The sequence below is a fragment of the Comamonas sp. 14P8.1.4 genome (assembly GCF_057799285.1).
Genome location: NZ_JBYOKN010000009.1, coordinates 24,253 through 44,007 on the forward strand (window position 1 = coordinate 24,253; position 19,755 = coordinate 44,007).

A 19,755-nucleotide genomic window follows, 5' to 3' on the forward strand; every position below is an offset into this window, starting at 1 on the left:
TAAATCAAGACCAAAGGATTTCCTGTGGCAGGACATAGCAAATGGGCCAACATCCAGCACCGCAAAGGTCGCCAGGATGAGAAGCGCGGCCGTATCTGGACCCGAATCATTCGTGAAATCATGGTGGCCGCCCGCCAAGGCGGCGGTGATCTGACCGCCAATCCCCGTCTGCGCCTGGCGGTCGACAAGGCCAAGGCTGCCAATATGCCTGCCGACAACATCAAGCGCAATATCGACAAGGCCACGGGTGCCTTGGAAGGCGTGACCTACGAAGAAATTCGTTACGAAGGCTATGGCATTGGTGGCGCGGCCATCATTGTTGACACCATGACCGACAACAAGGTGCGTACCGTGGCCGATGTGCGCCATGCGTTCAACAAGCACGGCGGCAATATGGGCACGGAAGGCTCGGTGGCCTTTCAGTTCAAGCACTGTGGGCAAATCGTTTTCGCGCCAGGTGTCTCGGAAGATCAGGTGATGGAAGTGGCACTCGAAGCGGGAGCCGAAGATGTCATCACGGACGAAGATGGTGCGATCGAAGTGCTGACTGCACCCGGCGATTTTGAAGCGGTGAAGAATGCGCTGGAAGCTGCAGGCCTGAAGCCCGAAGTGGCAGAAGTGACCATGCGCGCTGAAAACACCATTGAACTGCAGGGCGACGACGCAGAGCGCATGCAAAAGCTGTTGGACGTTCTGGAAGACCTGGACGACGTTCAAGACGTTTACCACAACGCGGACTTATGAAAATTCTTGTGATTGGCGGCGGTGGCCGTGAGCACGCTCTGGCGTGGAAATTGGCCCAGTCGCCTAAGGCGACCAAGGTGTTTGTGGCCCCCGGCAACGGTGGCACAGCCCTGGCGGGTGGAAAAATTCAAAATTTGGACATCACCGATGTCGTCAAGCTGCGCGAGTGGGCGCAGGCAGAAAACGTGGGCCTGGCCGTGGTGGGCCCCGAGGCACCGCTGGCAGCCGGTGTGGTGGATGAATTCCGCGCCCATGGCCTGAAGGTGTTTGGCCCGACCAAGGCGGCTGCGCAGCTGGAGTCGTCCAAGGCGTTTTCCAAGGCGTTCATGCGCCGTCACGGCATTCCAACGGCCGATTACGACACGTTCACCGACCCTGTCGCGGCCCACGCATTTGTGGATCGTCTGGGTGCGCCGATTGTGATCAAGGCGGACGGCTTGGCCGCAGGCAAGGGCGTGGTGGTCGCCATGACGCTGCAAGAAGCCCACGATGCCGTGGACTTCATGCTGGTGGACAACAAGTACGGCGTGCAGCACAACGAAGGTGGTGCGCGCGTGGTGATTGAAGAGTTCCTCTCGGGTGAGGAAGCTTCTTTCATCGTGCTGTGCGATGGCAAGAACGTGGTCGCCATGGCCACCAGCCAGGATCACAAGCGCCTCAAAGACAACGACGAAGGCCCGAACACCGGTGGCATGGGCGCTTACTCGCCAGCCCCCGTAGTCACAGCCGACGTGCACGCCCGCGCCATGCGCGAAATTATTTCGCCCACCATCCGTGGCATGGAAAAAGACGGCGTGCCGTTCACCGGCTTTCTGTATGCGGGCTTGATGATTGACGGCAATGGTTACCCCAAGACGCTGGAGTTCAACACCCGCATGGGTGACCCTGAAACCCAGCCCATCATGATGCGCCTCAAGAGTGATTTTGTGGACGTGATGCTGGCGGCCGTGGACGGCAAGCTCGATAGCGTGGAGCTGGAGTGGGATCGCCGCACTGCGCTGGGCGTGGTGATGGCTGCCCATGGCTACCCGGAAGCACCCCGCAAGGGCGATGCCATCAGCGGCTTGCCCGCCGAGGCCGACGATGCCGTGGTGTTCCATGCGGGCACGCAGCTCAATGACGCGGGTGTGCCCGTGACGACTGGTGGCCGCGTGTTGTGCGTGACCGTGCTGGCCGACAGCGTGCGCCAAGCGCAGCAGCGTGTGTACGACGTCACACGTGGCATTCACTTTGACGGTATGCAATACCGCCGCGACATCGGTTTCCGCGCCATCAAGGGCTAAGGAGTCATTCGTGCAAGCACCCCAAGCCACCGTGGACAACGTTCGGGCCTATCTGATAGGTCTGCAAACCAGCATTACCCAAGCGCTGGAGGCCGTGGAATCTGCGGCAGGCGTGGGGGCTGGTCATTTTCTGGCCGACCCCTGGAAGAAAGGTGCCGATGAGCGGTTGCAAGGCGACGGCATCACCAAGATCATGGAAAACGGTCTGGTGTTTGAGCGCGCAGGCTGCGGCTTTTCCCATGTGAAGGGCGGGCAGTTGCCGCCTTCGGCCACGCAGCACCGGCCTGAGCTGGCTGGTGCGCCGTTTGAGGCCATGGGTGTATCGCTCGTGTTTCATCCGCGCAACCCCTATGTGCCTACGGTGCACATGAATGTGCGCATGATTGCGGCCGGTCACGAAGGCCAGGCGAAAACCTGCTGGTTTGGGGGCGGCATGGATTTGACGCCGGTGTACGGCTTTGAAGACGATGCCGTGCACTTTCACCAGACCTGCAAGGATGCGCTGGCGCCGTTTGGTGGCGATCTGTACCCGCGCTTTAAAAAATGGTGCGACGAATATTTTTATTTGAAGCACCGCGATGAGCAGCGCGGCATTGGCGGCATTTTCTATGACGACTTCAGTGAGCTGGGGCAAGACCAAGGTTTTGCCATGATGCGCTCGGTGGGGGATGCGTTCCTGAAAGCGTATCTGCCGATCGTGGAAAAGCGCAAAGCCAGCCATTACGGCCCGGACCAGGTGGATTTCCAGCGCTACCGTCGTGGCCGGTATGTGGAGTTCAATCTGGTGTGGGACCGGGGGACGCACTTCGGCTTGCAGTCCGGTGGGCGCACCGAATCGATCTTGCTGTCCATGCCGCCACACGCGGACTGGAGCTACCAGCGCAGCGATGCGCCGGGTACACCAGAAGCCGATTTGCTAAGCCAATACTTGGTGCGCCGCGACTGGCTTTGAGCCAACTAAAGCACTATCGGACCAGGAAAACTATAATTTCCATAGCTGCCGGCCTCAGACTGTCTGTGGTCGGCCTTCTTTTTGACAAACACAATAAAAGCCCTGTCAGCGTGGGGCAGCATATGAATGGGCATTGAAGCCCAGTCAACCACCGCGCTATATTGACCGGTACTTTCCAACCAGACATCGCCTGATGAGCACTTCCACACAATCGGATTCCGCAGCCAAGAAAGACGTGACCAAACTCCAACGTGCCATCGTCGATGGTCTGGAGGACGTCAAGGCCCAAGATATTCAGGTTTTCAATACCGAGCACCTGTCGCCGCTGTTTGAGCGCGTGATCGTGGCTTCGGGCACCTCCAACCGCCAGACCAAAGCACTGGCCTCGAGCGTGCGTGATTCCGTCAAGAAGGCTGGTTTTGCCGTGCCTCGCCACGAAGGCGAAGAAAACGGCGAGTGGATCATTGTGGACTGCGGCCAGTGTGTCGTGCACATCATGCAACCCACGATTCGCCAGTACTACCGCTTGGAAGAAATCTGGGGCGACAAGCCTGTGCGCATGAAGCTGGGCGGTGCCAAGCCTTCGAAGATTTTTGCTTCGGAAGATGCTTCGGCTGCGGCCAAGCCTGCCAAGAAGCCTGCAGCCAAGAAGGCCGTGGCTGCCGTGGATGGCAAGACCGTGGTGAAGAAGGCTGCAGCCAAGCAATCGGCCGCTGCCAAGACGGCTGCTGCGGACAAGCCCGCTGCCAAAAAGCCAGCGGCTAAGAAGCCCGCAGTGAAAAAACCAGCGGCCAAGAAGTCTTCTGCCGTGAAGACCGTGGTGGTCAAGCCCACGGCACCTCGCGGTGGTGCCAAGAAGGCCGCGGCTGCCAAGAAATAATCTGGCATGAAGTTGCTGATTGTGGCCGTAGGCCAGCATGTGCCCGATTGGGCGCAGACCGCCTACGACGATTACGCCAAGCGCTTCCCGCCAGAGTTGAAGGTGGAGCTCAAGGCCGTCAAGACGGAGCCTCGCGGCTCCAAGACGGTGGAGACGCTGTATGCCGCAGAGCGCAAGCGCATCGAAGCCGCCATTCCCCGTGGCACCCGCATTGTGGTGCTGGATGAACGCGGAACGAATCTGACCACCAAGGCCCTGGCTGCACGCCTGCAAAACTGGCAGCTGGAAGGCGATGATGTGGCGCTGATCATTGGTGGGCCAGACGGTCTGGACCCGGCCTTCAAACAGCTGGCGCACGAGAAGATTCGTTTGTCGGACATGACGCTGCCCCACGCCATGGTGCGTGTGCTGCTGATTGAGCAGCTGTACCGCGCCTGGTCGGTCAACGCCGGGCACCCGTACCACCGCGAGTAAGTTCGGGATTGCCCACCTGCCAGCCCTGTGCCTGTCACAGGGCTTTGTTTTTGGTGGGTATGGTGCGCATTGCCTCGCTCCAGGGAGCGTGGTACTATTTTTTTAGTAGCTTCTAGTGCTTGCTGTGTCTGCGTTGGATGCCATTTTTATTTGAAATCGATATGTCTGACTTTATTTACCTGGCCTCGCAAAGCCCGCGCCGCAGCCAATTACTGCAACAAATGCAGGTGCGCCACGAAATTCTGGTGGCGAACGCCGATGGGGATATCCATGAAGATGCGGAAGCCATTGAGGTGGTGCTGGCCGGTGAAGCGCCACGCGACTATGTGCAACGCGTGACCGGCTTGAAGCTGGATGCCGCCGTAGCGCGCATGGCCCGCCGTGGCCTAGCCGCAGCGCCAGTGCTGACGTCTGACACCACTGTGGCGCTGGGTGCTGAGATTTTGGGTAAGCCAGCAGATGCCGCACAGGCCAGCGCCATGCTGCGGCAGCTGTCGGGTCAGACGCACGAAGTGCTGACCGCCGTGGCACTGCAGCACGGCGCGCAGCGCTTGCAGGCGCTGTGTGTGTCGCACGTGCGTTTCATGGCGATGAGCGACGCGCAGATCGATGCCTATGTGGCTTCGGGTGAGCCTTTTGGCAAGGCGGGCGCCTATGGCGTGCAAGGCCTGGCGGCGGCCATGATTGCCCATATCGAAGGCAGTTATTCAGGCATCATGGGGTTGCCCGTGTTTGAAACGGCGCAGTTGCTGCGCCAAATCGGCTGGAAACTCTAAGCCACGGCATGCGCCTTGCATGCCAGCCACCATCGCACGCGATTCATTCATAAGAACAGACAATATGCAGCAAGATATTTTGATCAACTGGTCACCGCAGGAGACGCGTGTGGCCGTGGTGGAGCAGGGCGCCGTGCAGGAGTTGCACATTGAGCGCACGCTTGAGCGTGGCTTGGTGGGCAATATTTACCTGGGCAAGGTCTCGCGCGTGTTGCCGGGCATGCAGTCGGCTTTTATCGATATTGGCCTGGAGCGCGCGGCGTTCCTGCATGTGGCCGATGTCTGGCAGCGCCACGAAAGCGGTGATGCGCCCATGATTGCGCGCAAGAACGAGCCGCTCAAGCCGATTGAGCACCAGGTATTTGAAGGCCAGTCCATCGTGGTGCAGGTCATCAAGGACCCGATTGGCACCAAGGGCGCGCGCCTGTCCACGCAAATCAGCATTGCCGGGCGCTTGCTGGTGCATCTGCCGCAGGATGAGCACATTGGGGTGTCGCAGAAAATCACGCCCGAGGAGCGCGATGCCCTGCGTGGGCGTTTGCAGCAGTTGGTGGGGCTGAAAGAAAACGGCGGCGGTGGCGGTTTCATCTTGCGTACCAATGGCGAAGACGCGAGTGATGAAGAGCTGGCAGAAGACATTGCCTATCTGCGAAAAACCTGGGCCCGCGTGAAAAATGCAACGGTGACGCTGCCTCCTTTGTCGGTGCTGCACCAGGATTTGAACCTGCTGCAGCGTGTGCTGCGCGATCTGGTGGGGGAGGGTACCCAGAGCATTCGCCTTGACTCCAAAGAGCAATTTGCCAAGCTCATGGCCTTTGGCAAGGAGTTCATGCCCAGCGCCGCCCCCAAGCTGCAGCTGTACAAGGGCGAGCGCCCGATTTTTGACCTGTACTCAATCGACGAGGAAATTGCCCGGGCACTGGGTAAGCGCGTGGATCTGAAGTCCGGTGGTTACCTGATCATCGACCAGACCGAAGCACTGACCACGGTGGACGTGAATACGGGCGGCTACGTGGGTGCGCGCAATTTCGACGACACCATCTTCAAGACCAACCTGGAGGCCGCGCAGGCCATTGCGCGCCAGCTGCGCCTGCGCAATCTGGGCGGCATCATCATTGCCGACTTCATCGACATGGCGCATGAAGAGCACCGCACGCAGGTGCTGGAAGAGCTGCACAAACAGCTGCAGCGGGACCGGGTCAAAACCATGGCGGGTACGTTCTCGCAGCTGGGCCTGGTGGAGATGACCCGCAAGCGCACGCGTGAGTCGCTGGCGCACATGCTGTGTGAATCGTGTCCCATTTGCCAGGGTAAGGGCAGCGTCAAAACCGTGCGCAGCGTGGCCTACGAAATCCTGCGTGAAATTTTGCGCGAGGCCCGTCAGTTCAATCCCAAGGAGTTCCGTGTGGTGGCCAATCCCGATGTGATTGACCTGCTGCTCGACGAAGAGAACCAGCACCTGGCGGGGCTGAGTGACTTCATTGGCAAGCCTATCTCCTTGAAGGCCGAGGGTACGCTGGCGCAAGAGCAGTACGACATCGTGCTGCTGTAGCACCAGGGACGGTGTTTCGCCCTCACTGCTTCAGGTGAGGAAGGGGGTTGCATCAGGCGTGCAGCCTGATGCCGCTCAACCCATCGAAACTCATCCTTTTTTGCGAGCCGCTTCGCGCAATGGCACGGCTTAGTTGGCTGCGGAGTGGGGCGCGGTGCTGGTGGGCTGGACCTTGTACAGCAGCAAATAGGCATCAATGGCGCGGTCAGCGCATTGTGCGATTTCATCGCTGTTTGGCAGAGGCAGGTGCTGGAACATAAAGCGCTCCAGCAGCTCGGCTTCCAGCAAAGCCAGCAATTGCCGCGTGGCCAGCTCGGGCGCGGCTGCGCGCAACTTGCCCTGGGCCATGGCTTGGCGCAAAAAGGCTGCAATCAAGGCGTTGCCTCGCCCCGGGCCTTGTTGGTAGCAGGATGCACCGATTTGAGAGCGCTCGCTTTCCGCCACCAGCAAGCGCCGCACAGACACTACTGCAGGGGCATACAGCAGGCCCAGAAAACGTCGCCCGAAGTTGCGCAGCGCCAGCTCCATGGACTGGCCTTCATCCTGCAGCGCGTGCATGGTGTTGCGAAAGTCTGCCTCTGAGGCCTGAAACATTACCTCCAGAAACAGTGCTTCTTTGGAGGGGAAGTAGTTGTAGATCGTGGCCTTGGAGCCGCCCAGGCGCTGGCAGATCTCGGACATGGAGGCGCGCTCAAACCCCAGCTCGCCGAAGGTGGCTGCAGCTACATCCAGGATGGCTTGGCGCTTTTCTTCCGTTTTTGTCCGCATGGGGTCGCAATGTCCTTGTTGTTGCGTGTTGTCTTTTCATTCCGCACGTGGATTTTCGCACGTTTAAAATTTATACTGTACCGTACAGTTCATTATTAAAAAGTATTTCATGAGAACACGCAAAGCTTGTGCACACGGCCATGGTGGCCCTGTGCGTGGAGCATGGCTGGCTTGGGGGTTGCCATTGCTGCTGACCGCCTGTGCCCAGGTGCCCGATTGGCAAGGCAAGGCGCAGCTGGAACCCTCAGTGCCTGCTGCGCTGACAGCAACGGCTTCGGCATCTGCTGCAGCCTGGCCCCAAGACCGCTGGTGGCAACGTTATGGAGACAGCCAGCTCACGGTGCTGATTGAGGAGGCACTGGCCAGTGCGCCAGACATGGCCGCCGCTGCGGCCCGGGTGCGCCAAGCGCAGGCCATGCTGGGGCTGCGCAATGCGGCCACAGCGCCGCAGCTGTCTGCCAATGTGTCCTTGGCGGGCGACAAATTCAGCCATAACTATCTGACCCCATCGTCCATGGTGCCTGATGGGCTCAACGACACGGGGCGTGCCACGCTGGATCTGCGCTGGTCGCTGGACCTGTGGGGCAAGCACCGCGCAGCCGTGGCAGCTGCCTCGGGTGAACTGCAAGCCCGTGAGGCCGATGCCGCACAGGCCCGCCTGGTGCTGGCTAGCAGCGTGGCGGCGGCTTACGCGGAGCTGGTGCGCCTGAGCGTGACCGAGCAGACCTTGGTCCAGTCCCTGAAAGTGCGCACGACCACGGCGCAGCTGTTTGGCGAGCGCCTGGCCAACGGCCTGGAGAACCAGGGCAGTGTGCAGGGTGCCAAAGCACGTGCCGCAGCCGCCCAGGCGGAACTGCTGCAAGCGCAGGAACAGGTGGCCTTGCAGCGCCATCGCATTGCGGCCTTGCTGGGGGCAACCCCCGATCGTGGCACGGCCATCACCATTCCTGAGGCCACCTTGCAGCAGCCTTGGCAGCAGCAGTGGGCGCTGCCTGAGAACCTGCCCGCCAATCTTCTGGGGCGCCGCCCCGATGTGGTGGCCGCGCGTCTGCAAGCGCAAGCGCTGGAATCGCGCGTAGCAGCCAAGCAGGCAGAGTTCTATCCGGATATCAATCTGAGTGCCTTTGTCGGCGTGCAGTCTCTGGGCATCGACATGCTGGGTAAGGGCGGCTCTGGCGTTGCCAGCATTGGGCCGGCCATCAGCTTGCCCATTTTCAACGGCGGGCGCTTGCGCTCCGAGCTGGGCGCCGCACGTGCCCAGTACGACGAGGCCGTGGCGCTGTATCGCAGCACCTTGAACCATGCCTTGCATGAAGTGGCCGACAACGCCATCAGCCAGCGTGCCTTGCAGCAACAGCTGCAGGCCATGCAGCAGGCCGTGCAAGCCGCCGCGGAAGCACACCGCGTGGCCCGCAACCGCTATGAAGGTGGTCTGGCCACGCACATCGATGTGCTGAGCGCCGAAGACCAGTTGCTGGCCAATGTGCGCCAGCTGGTGGATGTGCAGGCGCGCGCGCTGACGCTGGATGTGGCCCTGCACCGCGCCCTGGGCGGTGGCTGGCAGGCACAGCCCCACAACGCTGCTGCTGCACCGCAGGCCTGAGCGCCCCCACGCTGGGTGCATTTTGAGTTTCTCGAATCGAATTTCCGAAAGTTTGTATGACTGACAACGCTTCTTCCGTGAGCGCAAATCCTGTGGTGCGTGAACAGCGCCGCAACAAGATGCTGGTGGGTCTGGCTGGTGTAGTGGTCGTCGCTGCCGTGGCCGGTGGCGCGTACTGGTGGCTGCATGCCTCCAACTTCGTCTCTACCGACAATGCCTATGCGGCCGTTGAAGTGGCGCAGGTGACGCCTTCTGTAGGTGGCACGGTGCTGCAGGTGCTGGTGCGAGACACCCAGACCGTCCAAAAGGGCGATGTGCTGGTGCAGATTGACCCCACCGATGCCAAGCTGGCGCTGGCCCAGGCCGAAGCCGAGCTGGCGCGCGCGGTGCGTCGCGTCAAAGGCTATGTGGCCAATGATGGCGGCCTGAAGGCCCAAGTGGCAGCCCGTGAGGCGGACCAAAAGAGTGCAGCGGCCCAGCTGGTATCGGCCCAGGCCGATATGGCCCGTGCCACCATTGACTTGCAACGCCGCGAAGCGCTGGCCAAGAGCGGCTCTGTCTCGGGCGATGAGCTGACCCACGCGCAAAATGCCTTTGCCGCAGCCAAGGCACGCTTGGCTTCAGCGGAGGCTGCGCAGGCGCAGGCGCAAGCCAACCGCCAGGCTGCCGAAGGGGCCAAGCAGGTCAACGCCACACTGATTGAAGGCACCACCGCCGAAACCAACCCCGAGGTGTTGCTGGCCATGGCCCGCCGTGATCAGGCCCAGGTGGACCTGGATCGCACGGTGGTGCGTGCGCCCATGGATGGTGTGATCGCCAAGCGCAGCGTGCAACTGGGCCAGCGCGTGGCCGCTGGCGCGCCGCTGATGTCGGTGGTGCCGCTGCAGCAGATGTATGTGGATGCCAATTTCAAGGAAGGCCAGCTGGGCAAGGTGCGTGTGGGCCAGAGCGTGGAGCTGTACGCTGACCTGTACGGCAGCAAGGTGGTCTACCACGGTACCGTGGCAGGGTTGGGTGGTGGCTCGGGTGCGGCATTTGCGGCCATTCCCGCGCAGAATGCAACCGGCAACTGGATCAAGGTGGTGCAGCGCCTGCCCGTGCGCATTGCGCTGGATGCCCAGGAGCTGGCAGCCCACCCCCTGCGTGTGGGCCTGTCGATGAACGCCACGGTGGACACCCGCACCGGCGACGCTGCTGCAGCACGCGTGACTTCCACCCCAGCGGCCAACGCGCCGGCTGCACAGTGAGCCCCTCATGGCAGATGCTCATTCTGCGCCGTTGACCATCGGCGGTAAGCCGCTGACCGGCGGCATGTTGTGGCTGGCCGCCCTGGTGCTGGCGGCAGCCAACTTTGTGGCCGTGCTGGACATGACGATTGCCAACGTCTCCGTGCCCAGCATTGCCGGCAATCTGGGGGCGACGACCAGCCAGGGCACCTGGGTGATCACCAGCTACGCAGTGGCCGAAGCGATTACGGTGCCACTGACCGGCTGGTTTGCGTCCCGCTTTGGGGCGGTGCGCGTGTTTGCCACGGCCATGGGGCTGTTTGGTGCGGCCTCGCTGCTGTGCGGCCTGGCCAATTCGCTGGGCTTTCTGGTGTTCGCGCGCATTTTGCAAGGCTTTGCAGGCGGCCCGCTGATGCCCTTGTCGCAGACACTGCTGCTGCGCATTTTCCCGCCACGGATGGCGCCTGCGGCCATTGGCCTGTGGTCGATGACCACGCTGATTGCGCCGGTGTTGGGCCCCATTGTGGGCGGCTGGATTTGCGACAACTACAGCTGGCACTGGATCTTCCTGATCAACATCCCGGTGGCCCTGGGCTGCGCGTTTGCAGCGTGGCGCTTGCTCAAGCGCTATGAACTGCCGTTGCTCAAGAACCCCATCGACAAGGTGGGGCTGCTGCTGCTGTTTGTGTGGGTGGGTGCATTGCAGCTGATGCTCGACGAAGGCAAAAACCTGGACTGGTTTGCCTCGCCGCTGATCATTGCGCTGGCGGCAGTTTCGGCCGTGGGTTTTGTGGCCTTTCTGATCTGGGAGCTGCACGAGACGCACCCGATTGTGGATTTGCGCGTGTTCCGTCACCGCGGCTTCACCATGAGTGTGCTCACCATCAGCCTGACGTTTGCCGCGTTCTTTGCCGCGAATGTGCTCACCCCGCTGTGGCTGCAAAGCTTCATGGGGTACACGGCCACCCATTCGGGCATGGTCACGGCGTGGACGGGATTGTTCGCGCTGTTTGTGGCGCCGCTGGCGGCAGGCCTGTCGGCCAAGGTGGATCCGCGCCGCCTGGTGTTTGCCGGGGTGCTGTGGCTGGGCCTGATGACGATGTGGCGCACCGTGGCCACCACGGACATGGGCTACTGGGACATTGCCTTGCCACTGATGTTCATGGGCTTTGGGCTGCCGTTCTTTTTCATTCCGACCACGGGTCTGGCCTTGGCCAGCGTGCAGCCGCATGAGATGGACAACGCGGCAGGTCTTATGAACTTCTTGCGCACGCTCTCCGGGGCGGCGGCGGTGTCGCTGGTCAACACGGCCTGGGAAGACGGCACCACACGCCAGCACGCAGAGCTGGTGGGGCTGACCGACCGCACGGGCGAGGTGCTCGAAGGCCTGAAGGCCTCGGGCATGTCACCCAGCGGCGCGCTGGCGGCGCTCGACCAGGTGCTCACCAGTCAGAGTGTGATGCTGGCCACCAACCAGATCATGTGGGTGATTGCCGTGTGCTTTGTGTTGGCGGCCTGTGTGATCTGGCTGGCGCCCAAACCTACGCGGGTGGTGGAGCCCGGCGCTGGCGGGCATTAAGAGCCAAGAGCAGGGGCTGCCCCTGCGTGGTCAGCGCCTGCTTGGACCGCTTGCCGCATTGATGCTGCAAGTCAGTGCGCAGAGGGCGGAATCTTGATTTTGATAGCTGCCTGCGCTTTTGATTCAAGGCTTTGAGCGATCAAACATACGGAAAATAAAAAAGGGAGCGCGCAAGCAGCTCCCTTTTTTTGATGTGGTTGCAGGCTCCACCACCGTGGTGCGGGCCTGCGGCACGTTTTAAGCCATGCGTTGGCCCAGGGCCAGCATAGCAGCCACATTGCGCGCGCTGGTGCGCACATTGTGGGCGGCTTCGGCCACCGCTTCTTCAATGGTGCAGGGGCGGCTGAGCACGCTGAAAATGGCATCAATGCCGTGTGCGTGCACCACATGGGCGTTGGCGCCCAGGCTGCCCGCAATACCCACCACGGGCACACCGTGCTGGCGCGCCACAGTGGCAACGCCAAAGGGGGTCTTGCCAAAGATGGTCTGCTGGTCGATACGGCCTTCACCGGTCACCACCAGGCTGGCGCCGCGTACGGCGTCTTCCAGGCCCACGGCCTTGGCGATGATCTCGCAGCCCGGGCGCAGCTGGCCGCGCAGGAAAGCCAGCATCGCAGCGCCCATGCCACCTGCAGCACCGGCACCGGCCACCTGGTCCACGTCCACACCCAGATCGCGCTGGATGAGCTGGGCAAAGTGACGCAAATTGGCATCCAGCGCCTGCACCATGGCAGGGGTGGCGCCTTTTTGCGGGCCAAAGATGGCCGAGGCACCGCGTGCACCAGTCAGGGGGTTGTCGACGTCACAGGCCACCTCGATGCGGCATTGCAGCAAGCGCGCGTCCATGCCGGAAGCATCAATGCGCGCCAGTTGCGCCAGCGGGGCGCCGCCACGGCCGATGTCCTGGCCGGCCGCGTCCAGCAGCTTCACGCCCAGCGCCTGCAGCATGCCGGCTCCACCGTCATTGGTGGCGCTGCCGCCAATGCCGAGGATGAGGTGGCGCGCGCCAGCGTCCAGCGCTGCGGTGATCAGCTCACCCGTGCCGTAGCTGGTGGTGACTTCCGGATTGCGCTGGGCTGCGGGCACCAAGGCCAGTCCGCTGGCAGCGGCCATCTCGATCATGGCCGTGCGGCCATCACCTGTCAGGCCATAAAAACCGGTGGTGGGTTGGCCCAGTGGGTCAGTCACAGTGACTTCGATGCGGCGCCCGCCCGTGGCTTCCACCATGGCTTGCACGGTGCCTTCGCCGCCATCGGCCATGGGTACTTTGACGTACTGTGCCTGCGGAAAAATTTCCTGGAAGCCCAGCTCAATCTGCGTGGCAACTTCCAGTGCAGACAGGCTTTCTTTGTAGGAGTCCGGGGCAATGACAATTTTCATGAGAAATACCAGTGGTGCGCACTGCTTAGAGCACAAAAGCGCTGGTGGCCCAGATGCATGCAAATGTCACCAGACCCATCACGATGGTCGATGTGGTGAACACACGCAGCGCTTGCTGCATGTCAATGTTGGAGAACTTGGTCACGACCCAGAAGTAGGAGTCGTTGGCGTGTGAGGCCACGATAGAGCCTGCGCCAATGGCCAGTACCGCAAACAGGCGGCCTGCTTCCGAATCCAGGCCGAAGCTGGCCAGGCTGGGGTTGATGATGGCGGCGGTGGTCAGTGCGGCCACAGTCGAAGAGCCCTGGGCTGTTTTCAGCAGTGCGGCAATGATGAAGGGCACCAGCAAACCAACGGACGCATTGCCCAGCACTTCGCCTAGCGCAGCACCAACGCCAGTTTCTTTGATGACGGCGCCAAACATGCCGCCAGCGGCGGTAATGATCAGGATCGGGCCGGCTTTGACAATAGCTTCTTCCAGCACTTGGGTGAAATCACCTTTTTGGCCACCGTTTTTGCTCAGCAGCCACAGCCCGCACAGCATGCCGACCAGCAAAGCCACCACGGGGTTGCCCAGGAAGTGCAGGTACACGGCAAAGCCGGTTTTCATGCCCAGTGTGGTGAGCAAGGTAGAAATCGAGATCAGCACCAAGGGCAAGATCACGGGCAGCAAAGCGTGCGAGAAGGGAGGCAGGGGGCGGTCGTTTTGTTGCTCGCTGACTTCCATGGCAGCGGGTTCATAGTTTTGGCCCTTGCTCATGAAGTTGGCCCAGTAGTAGGCAGCCAGCAGGCCAGGAATGGCAAACACCACACCCGCCAAAATAAACAGGCCCAGATTGGCGCCCAGTGTGTTGGCTGCGGCCAGGGCGCCAGGGTGCGTAGGCACCAAGCAGTGCACGGCAAACAGCGAGGTGCCCAAGATGGCTGCCATCAAAGGCATGGGCGTCTTGGACTTGGCGCTGATGCTGCGGGCAATGCCACTCAAGATGATGTAACCGGTGTCACAGAAAATGGTCAGCCCGGGGATAAAGCCGGTCCATGCCAAGGCTGGCTTGGCATTGCGCTCACCGGCTTTTTTCAGGATATGGGTGGCAATGCTGAGGGCACCACCGCTGCGCTCCATGCACACGGCAATGGCTGCACCGAAGATGATGATGAAGGAGATACCGCCCAGGGTGTTGCCAAAGCTGGATTTGAGCAGGTCAATGACCTTTTCAACCGGCACATTGGTGGCCAGGGCCAGCACGATGGACACGGCAAACAGCGAGCCGAATACGCTGAATTTGACCTTCGCCGTAAGGTAGACAATGGCCACAATACTGAGGGCCACCAAAAGGGACGAGATAGCAATGCTGCTCATAAGGGAAAGTACCTGATTTTGGGGGAATCGTGCGCAGAGGTCGGCTTGCGTCTTTCGTCAGAATGCGGGCTGGGCGATGCGCTGCCAGGCGGCATTCTGGGGGGATGCACTCTGTGGGTGCATGCGTGTGCCATCGGGGTGCGATTATAGGGAGCACGCACTCAGCCTGCTGGAAGCAGGGCAGAAATGGAGCTGCTGCACCGTGCGCAGCGTACGCTGAAGCTATCAAATTGCATAGCTGCTAGCGCTTGTGCTTGATGGATTTGATAATTGACTCCATCTGAAAACAAAGAAGGGAGCGCGCTAGCTGCTCCCTTTTTTACTTGATCCATCAGCGCGCTGGCTTACAAGCGGCGCAGTCGCTCCAGCGCCGCGCGCAGGGTGTCGTCTTGCTTGGCGAAGCAAAAGCGCACCACCTTCTGGTCAAAACCATCGCCGTAGAAGGCCGACAGCGGAATGGCGGCCACGCCCACTTCCTTGACCAGCCACTGGCAAAAGTCGGACTCGTTCATGTCGGTGACGGGCGAAATGTCCACGCACTGAAAGTAGGTACCGGCGGTGGGCAGCAGCTTGAAGCGGGTCTGGCGCAGGCCTTCCACAAACAGATCGCGCTTGCGCTGGTAGAAGGCGGGCAGTTCCAGATAGGGGCGTGGGTCGGCCATATAGCTGGTCAGACCCACTTGCATGGGCGTATTCACCGTGAACACGTTGAACTGGTGCACCTTGCGAAATTCCGCCATCAAGGCCGCAGGCGCGGCCACGGTGCCGACTTTCCAGCCGGTGACGTGGTAGGTCTTGCCAAAGCTGCTCACGATGAAAGCGCGGGCAGCCAGGCCGGGAAAGCGGGCAGCGCACTCGTGCTGGGCGCCGTCAAACACCATGTGCTCGTACACCTCGTCGCTGATAAGCAGCACATTGGTGGGGGCCAGCAGCGCTTCCAGCTGGCGCATTTCATCGGCCGTCCAGATGGTAGCGCTGGGGTTGTGCGGGGTGTTGACGATAATTAGCCGCGTTTTGGGGGTGATGGCCGCAGCGATCTTGGCAAAGTCAGGGCGGAAGGTGCCAGGTGTCAGGGGCACGCGCACGATCACACCGCCCGCCAGCTCAATATTGGGGGCGTAGCTGTCGTAGCAGGGGTCGAGCACGATGACTTCATCGCCCGCATGCACGGTGGCCAAAATGGCGGTCAGGATGGCCTGTGTGGCACCGGCGGTGATGGTGATCTCACTGCCCGCATCGTAGCGTTTGCCATGCAGCGCTTCGATCTTGGCGGCCACGGCTTCGCGCAGCTGGGGCATGCCGGGCATGGGGGGGTACTGGTTGTAGCCCGCTTGCATGGCTGCGGTGACAGCGTCAAGCAGCTTGGGGTCGCAGCCAAAATCCGGGAAGCCTTGTCCCAGGTTGACAGCCTGGTGCTGGCTGGCCAGCGCTGACATGACGGAAAAAATGGTGGTGCCCACATTGGGCAGCTTGCTGGGGAAGGTAGGAGTGACAGTGGTGGTCATGGCAAAAAAAGGGATGCAAGCCTGCATCCCGGTTTTGAGCGAAGGAAAATTACAGTTCGTAGTCGTTCACGTGGCCGCTCATGGCGCGCAAAATCAAGTCGCGCGAGAGGCGGTCACTGAGGGTTTCGGCAAACTTATAGACAAAGTTGCGCATATAAGCGCCGCGCTTGAAAGCTACACGGGCCACGTTTTGGCCAAACAAATGTCCCATGGGACGCGAAACCAAGTCCTGGCCATGGTCATCGCGCATGGCCATCTCAGCCACGATGCCGATGCCCAGGCCCAGGCGCACATAGGTCTTGATCACGTCGGAGTCAATGGCCTCCAGCACGATGCGCGGCGCAATCTTGCGGGTGGCGAAAGCGGAGTCCACCTTGCCACGCCCAGTGAAGGAGGGGTGGTAGGTGATCAGCGGCTCATTGGCCAGGTCGTCCAGGCCAATGCGCTCCTTGGTGGCCAGGGGGTGGCCCGTAGGCACAACCAGCACGTGCTGCCATTCATAGCAGGGCAGGGTGACCAGATCCGGGTAGTCGGCCAGGGATTCGGTGGCCATGCCCACTTCGGCGACTTCATCGAGCACCATGCGTGCCACCTCGTGGGGGGTGGCCTGGTGCAGGCTGATGTTGACCTTGGGGTAGCTGCTGCGCAGCTTGGCCACCGCCTGAGGCAGCACATAGCGCGCCTGTGTGTGGGTGGTGGCAATGCTGAGTGTGCCGCTGTCTTGTGCGCTGAACTGCTCGCCAATGCGCTTGAGGTTGCCGACCTCACGCATGATCAGTTCAATGCTTTTGAGGACGTGCTGCCCGGGCTCCGTGATGCGCTTGAGGCGCTTGCCGTGGCGGGCAAAGATGTCCACCCCCAATTCCTCTTCCAGCTCAATGATGGCTTTGGAGACGCCGGGCTGCGACGTGTGCAGGGCTTTGGCCGCTTCGGTCAGATTGAGGTTGCGGCGGGCAGCTTCTTGGACAAAACGGAATTGGTGGAGGTTCATAAGAGGATGTCAGCAACGATGCTTTCATCATTATGAATGAAATATATAAAGATGTCCTGCTTTATGCAATGTGCTGCGCTGCCATTGTGGCCAGCAACGCAGTCACGCGTGGGTCTTCGCCCACGGCCGTGGCCACGGTGAATTGCACCTGTGGGTGGGCAAGGCGCAGCGCATCGACCAGCACAGGCAGGTCATTGCGCGCATGACGGCCTGTGCCCAGAAACATCGGCAGGATGGTCAGCTGCGTGCAGCCCTGCTGCACCAATTGCTGGCAGGCGTGGGGCAGGTCTGGTTCGGTCAGCTCCAGATAGGCACAGGCGCACAGCGCCTTGGGGTGCTGCTGCTTGAGGACGTGGGCTACGGCCTCAATGGGAGCGCGCCACAGCGGGTCGCGCGAGCCATGGGCAAAGAAAATGATGCCGCGTTGCTGCGGCATCCTGGTCAACGGCGCACCACCAGCCATGCAAACGCACCCAGTGAGAGCAGCGAGTAGATCAGCCCGGGCGCCGCCGCCGTCAGCATGGGGGACCAGTTCTGCAAATTACCGGCATAGCCAAAGACGTTGTTGAGCAAGAAAAAGCTGATGCCCGCCATGACGCCACCAAACACGTAGCCCGTGATACCGCCAGAGCGAAAGTGCAGGTACGCAAACGGCAGCGCCAGCACCACCATCACCAGGCAGCTCAAGGGGTAGAACAGCTTGCGCCAGAACTCAATTTCGTACTTCTGCGCAGACTGCTCGTTGGCCTTCAAGTGCTGAATGAACTGAAACAGCTCCAGCGTGGGCATGCGATCGGGCTTGTGGACAGCCGCCACCAGCATTTCGCTGGTGATGCTGGTGTCCCAGTCCAGCTGCGGATTCTGGGTGCGGGTGAGTTCTGGGGCCGGCTGGTCGCCGGCGTCCTCTTTGCCGTAGGCAAAACGCGTCATGCGCGCGTTGGTGAGGCTCCAGCGATCGACTGCTTCTTGCACCTGGCCTTTGTCAGCGTGTAGTTGCAGCGTCATGCGGCCGGTGTTGTCAAACTCAAAAATGCGAATGCCCGTCAATGCACCATCGGCACGTACTGTGCGCACGTTGACGGCCAGGGTGCCGGTTTTGGTTTTCTCTTTGAGCCAGGCACCCGTGGCGCCAGATGTCGAAGTCTTGCCCAGGTACTTGGCCTGGGCGGCCATGGCAAGGCGTTCTGCAGCAGGGGTAATGTAGTCACCCACAGCTACAGTCAGCACGACAAATCCGGCACCCAACATCAACATGGTGCGCAGGGCCAGCCATGGGCCCAGACCGCTGGTGCGCATGATGGTGAATTCGGAGCTTTGCGCAAAGCGGGCCATCACAAAAATGCTGCCAATCAGCACGGCAATGGGCAGCAGCTCATACAGGTGCTTGGGAATGGCCAGGCTGACCGCCAGCAAGGCATGCCAGACGCTGTAGGTGACATCTCCATATTTACGGCCGACATCCCCCATTTCATCGAGCAGGTCGAAGAAAAAGAACATGGCCAAGAAAGCCAGGACGACAAAGCCAATCGCGCTGATGGTGTCGAGGTAAATCAGTCTGCGCAGTGTTTTCATGCGGTTGCTCCACGGCGCTGCCAGAGGTCTTTGAGGTGCCAGCGGTTATGGCGCATGGCCAGCCCCAGCAGGGCAATGGCAAAAATGCTGCCATGAATGCCCAGAAGGTAGGTGACCAACGAAATGCGGCCGGAGGCCACCCAGCTTTGGCCCATGCTCATCAGGTTGTAATACACCACGAAAGCCAGCAAAGCGATGACCAGACTGGTGCTTTGACCGGCGCGCGGGTTGACGATGGTAATGGCCAGGGCCAGCACCAGCAGGTTTAAAGCGGCCAGTGGCAAGCCCATGCGCCATCCTGCTTCGGCAAGGTTCACCGGGCTGGGTTTCTGGAGCAGGGCGGGTGTCGAAATAGCGCGCGCCGTCAAGCTGGCCTGGGTGGGGCTGGCATCTTCCAGGCGCAAGGTATAGGTGTCAAAGTGGGTCAGCTTGATCTGATCGGTGGCTTTGTCGGTTTCCACGCGCTGGCCTTCCGTCAGGACGGCGTTGCGCACGCCGTTGACGGTTTGGATTTGTGCAGTTTTGGAGGAGGTGACAAATTCACGGCCTTGACGCTGCTCAACCAGGAAAATATTGCTGGCGGATTCTTCCGCCACGCTGTCCTTGTCGATAAAGATGACGCGTGTGCCGTCGGATGATTCTTGGAACTCACCCGGCGCAATCCGGTCAATATCACTGCGCTGCTCAAACTGGTTGCGCAATTCTTGTACTTGCTGGTTGCTCCAGGGCCATACCAGCAGGCCCAGCACGGCAATCACTGCCACAATGGGCCATGCAAATCGCAAGATGGGCTTGAGCTGGCTGGCCAGGCCTTGGCCGCTGGCAAACCAGATGGCCATTTCGCTGTCGCGGTACATGCGCGAGAGGACACCCACCACGGCAACGAACAGGCTGAGCGTCAAAATGGTGGACAGTTGCCCGAGCACGGTGAAACCCATGACCAGCATGACGTCCGAAGGGCTGACCGAGCCTTTGGTGGCTTGGCCCAGCGTGCGGATTAACATCATGGTCATGACCACGGTGACAAGTACCACCAAGGTGGCACCGAAGCTGCGGCCCAGCTCCTTGCGTATGGATGAATCGAATAACATTGGCTGAAAAGGAAAACGC

Annotated in this window: 18 protein-coding genes; 10 read left to right on the top strand and 8 right to left on the bottom strand. The window is 61.0% G+C overall.

The window, feature by feature from the left end; translation table 11 throughout:
* The first annotated feature begins 24 nt into the window (after window positions 1–24).
* The 7 genes from AC27VO_RS12995 (at window position 25) to rng (ending at window position 6,661) form a co-directional block, all read left to right on the top strand.
* Complete coding sequence (locus tag AC27VO_RS12995; protein ID WP_488667137.1) at window positions 25–744, top strand: YebC/PmpR family DNA-binding transcriptional regulator; 720 nt, start codon at window positions 25–27, stop codon at window positions 742–744.
* Window positions 741–2,027: a phosphoribosylamine--glycine ligase gene (gene purD / locus AC27VO_RS13000; protein ID WP_488667138.1), complete on the top strand. Its 1,287-nt coding sequence runs from the start codon at window positions 741–743 to the stop codon at window positions 2,025–2,027. The genes AC27VO_RS12995 and purD overlap by 4 nt, the downstream gene beginning before the upstream one ends.
* A gap of 10 nt (window positions 2,028–2,037) precedes the next feature.
* A complete protein-coding gene (gene hemF, locus AC27VO_RS13005; RefSeq protein ID WP_488667139.1) occupies window positions 2,038–2,979 on the top strand; it encodes an oxygen-dependent coproporphyrinogen oxidase in 942 nt (313 codons plus the stop codon).
* 193 nt (window positions 2,980–3,172) lie between these two features.
* Window positions 3,173–3,859: a ribosome silencing factor gene (gene rsfS, locus AC27VO_RS13010; RefSeq protein ID WP_488667140.1), complete on the top strand. Its 687-nt coding sequence runs from the start codon at window positions 3,173–3,175 to the stop codon at window positions 3,857–3,859.
* 6 nt (window positions 3,860–3,865) lie between these two features.
* The gene (gene rlmH, locus AC27VO_RS13015; protein WP_219161980.1) at window positions 3,866–4,333 is read left to right on the top strand and encodes a 23S rRNA (pseudouridine(1915)-N(3))-methyltransferase RlmH; all 468 of its coding nucleotides are present in this window, start codon (window positions 3,866–3,868) and stop codon (window positions 4,331–4,333) included.
* A 161-nt stretch (window positions 4,334–4,494) separates the two neighbouring features.
* Entirely contained in the window at window positions 4,495–5,109 is a 615-nt protein-coding gene (locus tag AC27VO_RS13020; protein ID WP_488667141.1) for a Maf family protein, read from the top strand.
* 64 nt (window positions 5,110–5,173) lie between these two features.
* Complete coding sequence (gene rng, locus AC27VO_RS13025; RefSeq protein ID WP_488667142.1) at window positions 5,174–6,661, top strand: ribonuclease G; 1,488 nt, start codon at window positions 5,174–5,176, stop codon at window positions 6,659–6,661.
* Between the two features lie 129 nt (window positions 6,662–6,790).
* On the opposite strand, the gene AC27VO_RS13030 is transcribed toward rng, so the two are convergent.
* On the bottom strand, window positions 6,791–7,429 hold the full coding sequence (locus tag AC27VO_RS13030) for a TetR/AcrR family transcriptional regulator (RefSeq protein ID WP_488667143.1): 639 nt from the start codon (window positions 7,427–7,429) through the stop codon (window positions 6,791–6,793).
* Window positions 7,430–7,538: 109 nt separating this feature from the next.
* Here AC27VO_RS13030 and AC27VO_RS13035 point away from each other — a divergent pair, with 109 nt between their 5' ends.
* Genes AC27VO_RS13035 through AC27VO_RS13045 form a run of 3 tightly spaced genes read left to right on the top strand, consistent with a single transcriptional unit; the run spans window position 7,539 to window position 11,837 of the window.
* Window positions 7,539–9,032 carry an efflux transporter outer membrane subunit gene (locus tag AC27VO_RS13035; protein WP_488667144.1) on the top strand — a complete coding sequence of 498 codons (1,494 nt, stop codon included), beginning with the start codon at window positions 7,539–7,541 and terminating at the stop codon, window positions 9,030–9,032.
* Window positions 9,033–9,088: 56 nt separating this feature from the next.
* On the top strand, window positions 9,089–10,279 hold the full coding sequence (locus AC27VO_RS13040) for an EmrA/EmrK family multidrug efflux transporter periplasmic adaptor subunit (RefSeq protein ID WP_488667145.1): 1,191 nt from the start codon (window positions 9,089–9,091) through the stop codon (window positions 10,277–10,279).
* A gap of 7 nt (window positions 10,280–10,286) precedes the next feature.
* Entirely contained in the window at window positions 10,287–11,837 is a 1,551-nt protein-coding gene (locus AC27VO_RS13045; protein WP_488667146.1) for a DHA2 family efflux MFS transporter permease subunit, read from the top strand.
* Between the two features lie 237 nt (window positions 11,838–12,074).
* Here the strand turns inward: AC27VO_RS13045 and AC27VO_RS13050 are convergent, their stop codons facing one another.
* The 7 genes from AC27VO_RS13050 to lptF form a co-directional block, all read right to left on the bottom strand.
* The gene (locus AC27VO_RS13050; RefSeq protein ID WP_488667147.1) at window positions 12,075–13,217 is read right to left on the bottom strand and encodes a glycerate kinase; all 1,143 of its coding nucleotides are present in this window, start codon (window positions 13,215–13,217) and stop codon (window positions 12,075–12,077) included.
* A 25-nt stretch (window positions 13,218–13,242) separates the two neighbouring features.
* Window positions 13,243–14,577 (bottom strand): GntP family permease, encoded by a 1,335-nt coding sequence (locus tag AC27VO_RS13055; protein ID WP_488667148.1) that lies wholly within the window; start codon window positions 14,575–14,577, stop codon window positions 13,243–13,245.
* A 344-nt stretch (window positions 14,578–14,921) separates the two neighbouring features.
* Window positions 14,922–16,082 (bottom strand): pyridoxal phosphate-dependent aminotransferase, encoded by a 1,161-nt coding sequence (locus AC27VO_RS13060; protein WP_488667149.1) that lies wholly within the window; start codon window positions 16,080–16,082, stop codon window positions 14,922–14,924.
* Window positions 16,083–16,131: 49 nt separating this feature from the next.
* Complete coding sequence (locus AC27VO_RS13065) at window positions 16,132–17,073, bottom strand: CysB family HTH-type transcriptional regulator (protein WP_488667150.1); 942 nt, start codon at window positions 17,071–17,073, stop codon at window positions 16,132–16,134.
* A 61-nt stretch (window positions 17,074–17,134) separates the two neighbouring features.
* Window positions 17,135–17,509: a sirohydrochlorin chelatase gene (locus tag AC27VO_RS13070; RefSeq protein ID WP_488667151.1), complete on the bottom strand. Its 375-nt coding sequence runs from the start codon at window positions 17,507–17,509 to the stop codon at window positions 17,135–17,137.
* Window positions 17,510–17,514: 5 nt separating this feature from the next.
* Window positions 17,515–18,645, bottom strand: coding sequence for an LPS export ABC transporter permease LptG (gene lptG, locus AC27VO_RS13075; protein ID WP_488667152.1), 1,131 nt, complete (start codon window positions 18,643–18,645; stop codon window positions 17,515–17,517).
* Complete coding sequence (lptF, locus tag AC27VO_RS13080; RefSeq protein ID WP_488667153.1) at window positions 18,642–19,736, bottom strand: LPS export ABC transporter permease LptF; 1,095 nt, start codon at window positions 19,734–19,736, stop codon at window positions 18,642–18,644. The genes lptG and lptF overlap by 4 nt, the downstream gene beginning before the upstream one ends.
* Window positions 19,737–19,755 lie beyond the last annotated feature (19 nt).

Excerpts from the sequence above, each read along its gene's own strand:
- purD (WP_488667138.1), top strand. The coding sequence starts at position 741 with ATGAAAATTCTTGTGATTGGCGGCGGTGGCCGTGAGCACGCTCTGGCG.
- rsfS (WP_488667140.1), top strand. The coding sequence starts at position 3,173 with ATGAGCACTTCCACACAATCGGATTCCGCAGCCAAGAAAGACGTGACC.
- rlmH (WP_219161980.1), top strand. The coding sequence starts at position 3,866 with ATGAAGTTGCTGATTGTGGCCGTAGGCCAGCATGTGCCCGATTGGGCG.
- AC27VO_RS13020 (WP_488667141.1), top strand. The coding sequence starts at position 4,495 with ATGTCTGACTTTATTTACCTGGCCTCGCAAAGCCCGCGCCGCAGCCAA.
- rng (WP_488667142.1), top strand. The coding sequence starts at position 5,174 with ATGCAGCAAGATATTTTGATCAACTGGTCACCGCAGGAGACGCGTGTG.
- AC27VO_RS13030 (WP_488667143.1), bottom strand. The coding sequence starts at position 7,429 with ATGCGGACAAAAACGGAAGAAAAGCGCCAAGCCATCCTGGATGTAGCT.
- AC27VO_RS13035 (WP_488667144.1), top strand. The coding sequence starts at position 7,539 with ATGAGAACACGCAAAGCTTGTGCACACGGCCATGGTGGCCCTGTGCGT.
- AC27VO_RS13040 (WP_488667145.1), top strand. The coding sequence starts at position 9,089 with ATGACTGACAACGCTTCTTCCGTGAGCGCAAATCCTGTGGTGCGTGAA.
- AC27VO_RS13045 (WP_488667146.1), top strand. The coding sequence starts at position 10,287 with ATGGCAGATGCTCATTCTGCGCCGTTGACCATCGGCGGTAAGCCGCTG.
- AC27VO_RS13050 (WP_488667147.1), bottom strand. The coding sequence starts at position 13,217 with ATGAAAATTGTCATTGCCCCGGACTCCTACAAAGAAAGCCTGTCTGCA.
- AC27VO_RS13055 (WP_488667148.1), bottom strand. The coding sequence starts at position 14,577 with ATGAGCAGCATTGCTATCTCGTCCCTTTTGGTGGCCCTCAGTATTGTG.
- AC27VO_RS13060 (WP_488667149.1), bottom strand. The coding sequence starts at position 16,082 with ATGACCACCACTGTCACTCCTACCTTCCCCAGCAAGCTGCCCAATGTG.
- AC27VO_RS13065 (WP_488667150.1), bottom strand. The coding sequence starts at position 17,073 with ATGAACCTCCACCAATTCCGTTTTGTCCAAGAAGCTGCCCGCCGCAAC.
- AC27VO_RS13070 (WP_488667151.1), bottom strand. The coding sequence starts at position 17,509 with ATGCCGCAGCAACGCGGCATCATTTTCTTTGCCCATGGCTCGCGCGAC.
- lptG (WP_488667152.1), bottom strand. The coding sequence starts at position 18,645 with ATGAAAACACTGCGCAGACTGATTTACCTCGACACCATCAGCGCGATT.
- lptF (WP_488667153.1), bottom strand. The coding sequence starts at position 19,736 with ATGTTATTCGATTCATCCATACGCAAGGAGCTGGGCCGCAGCTTCGGT.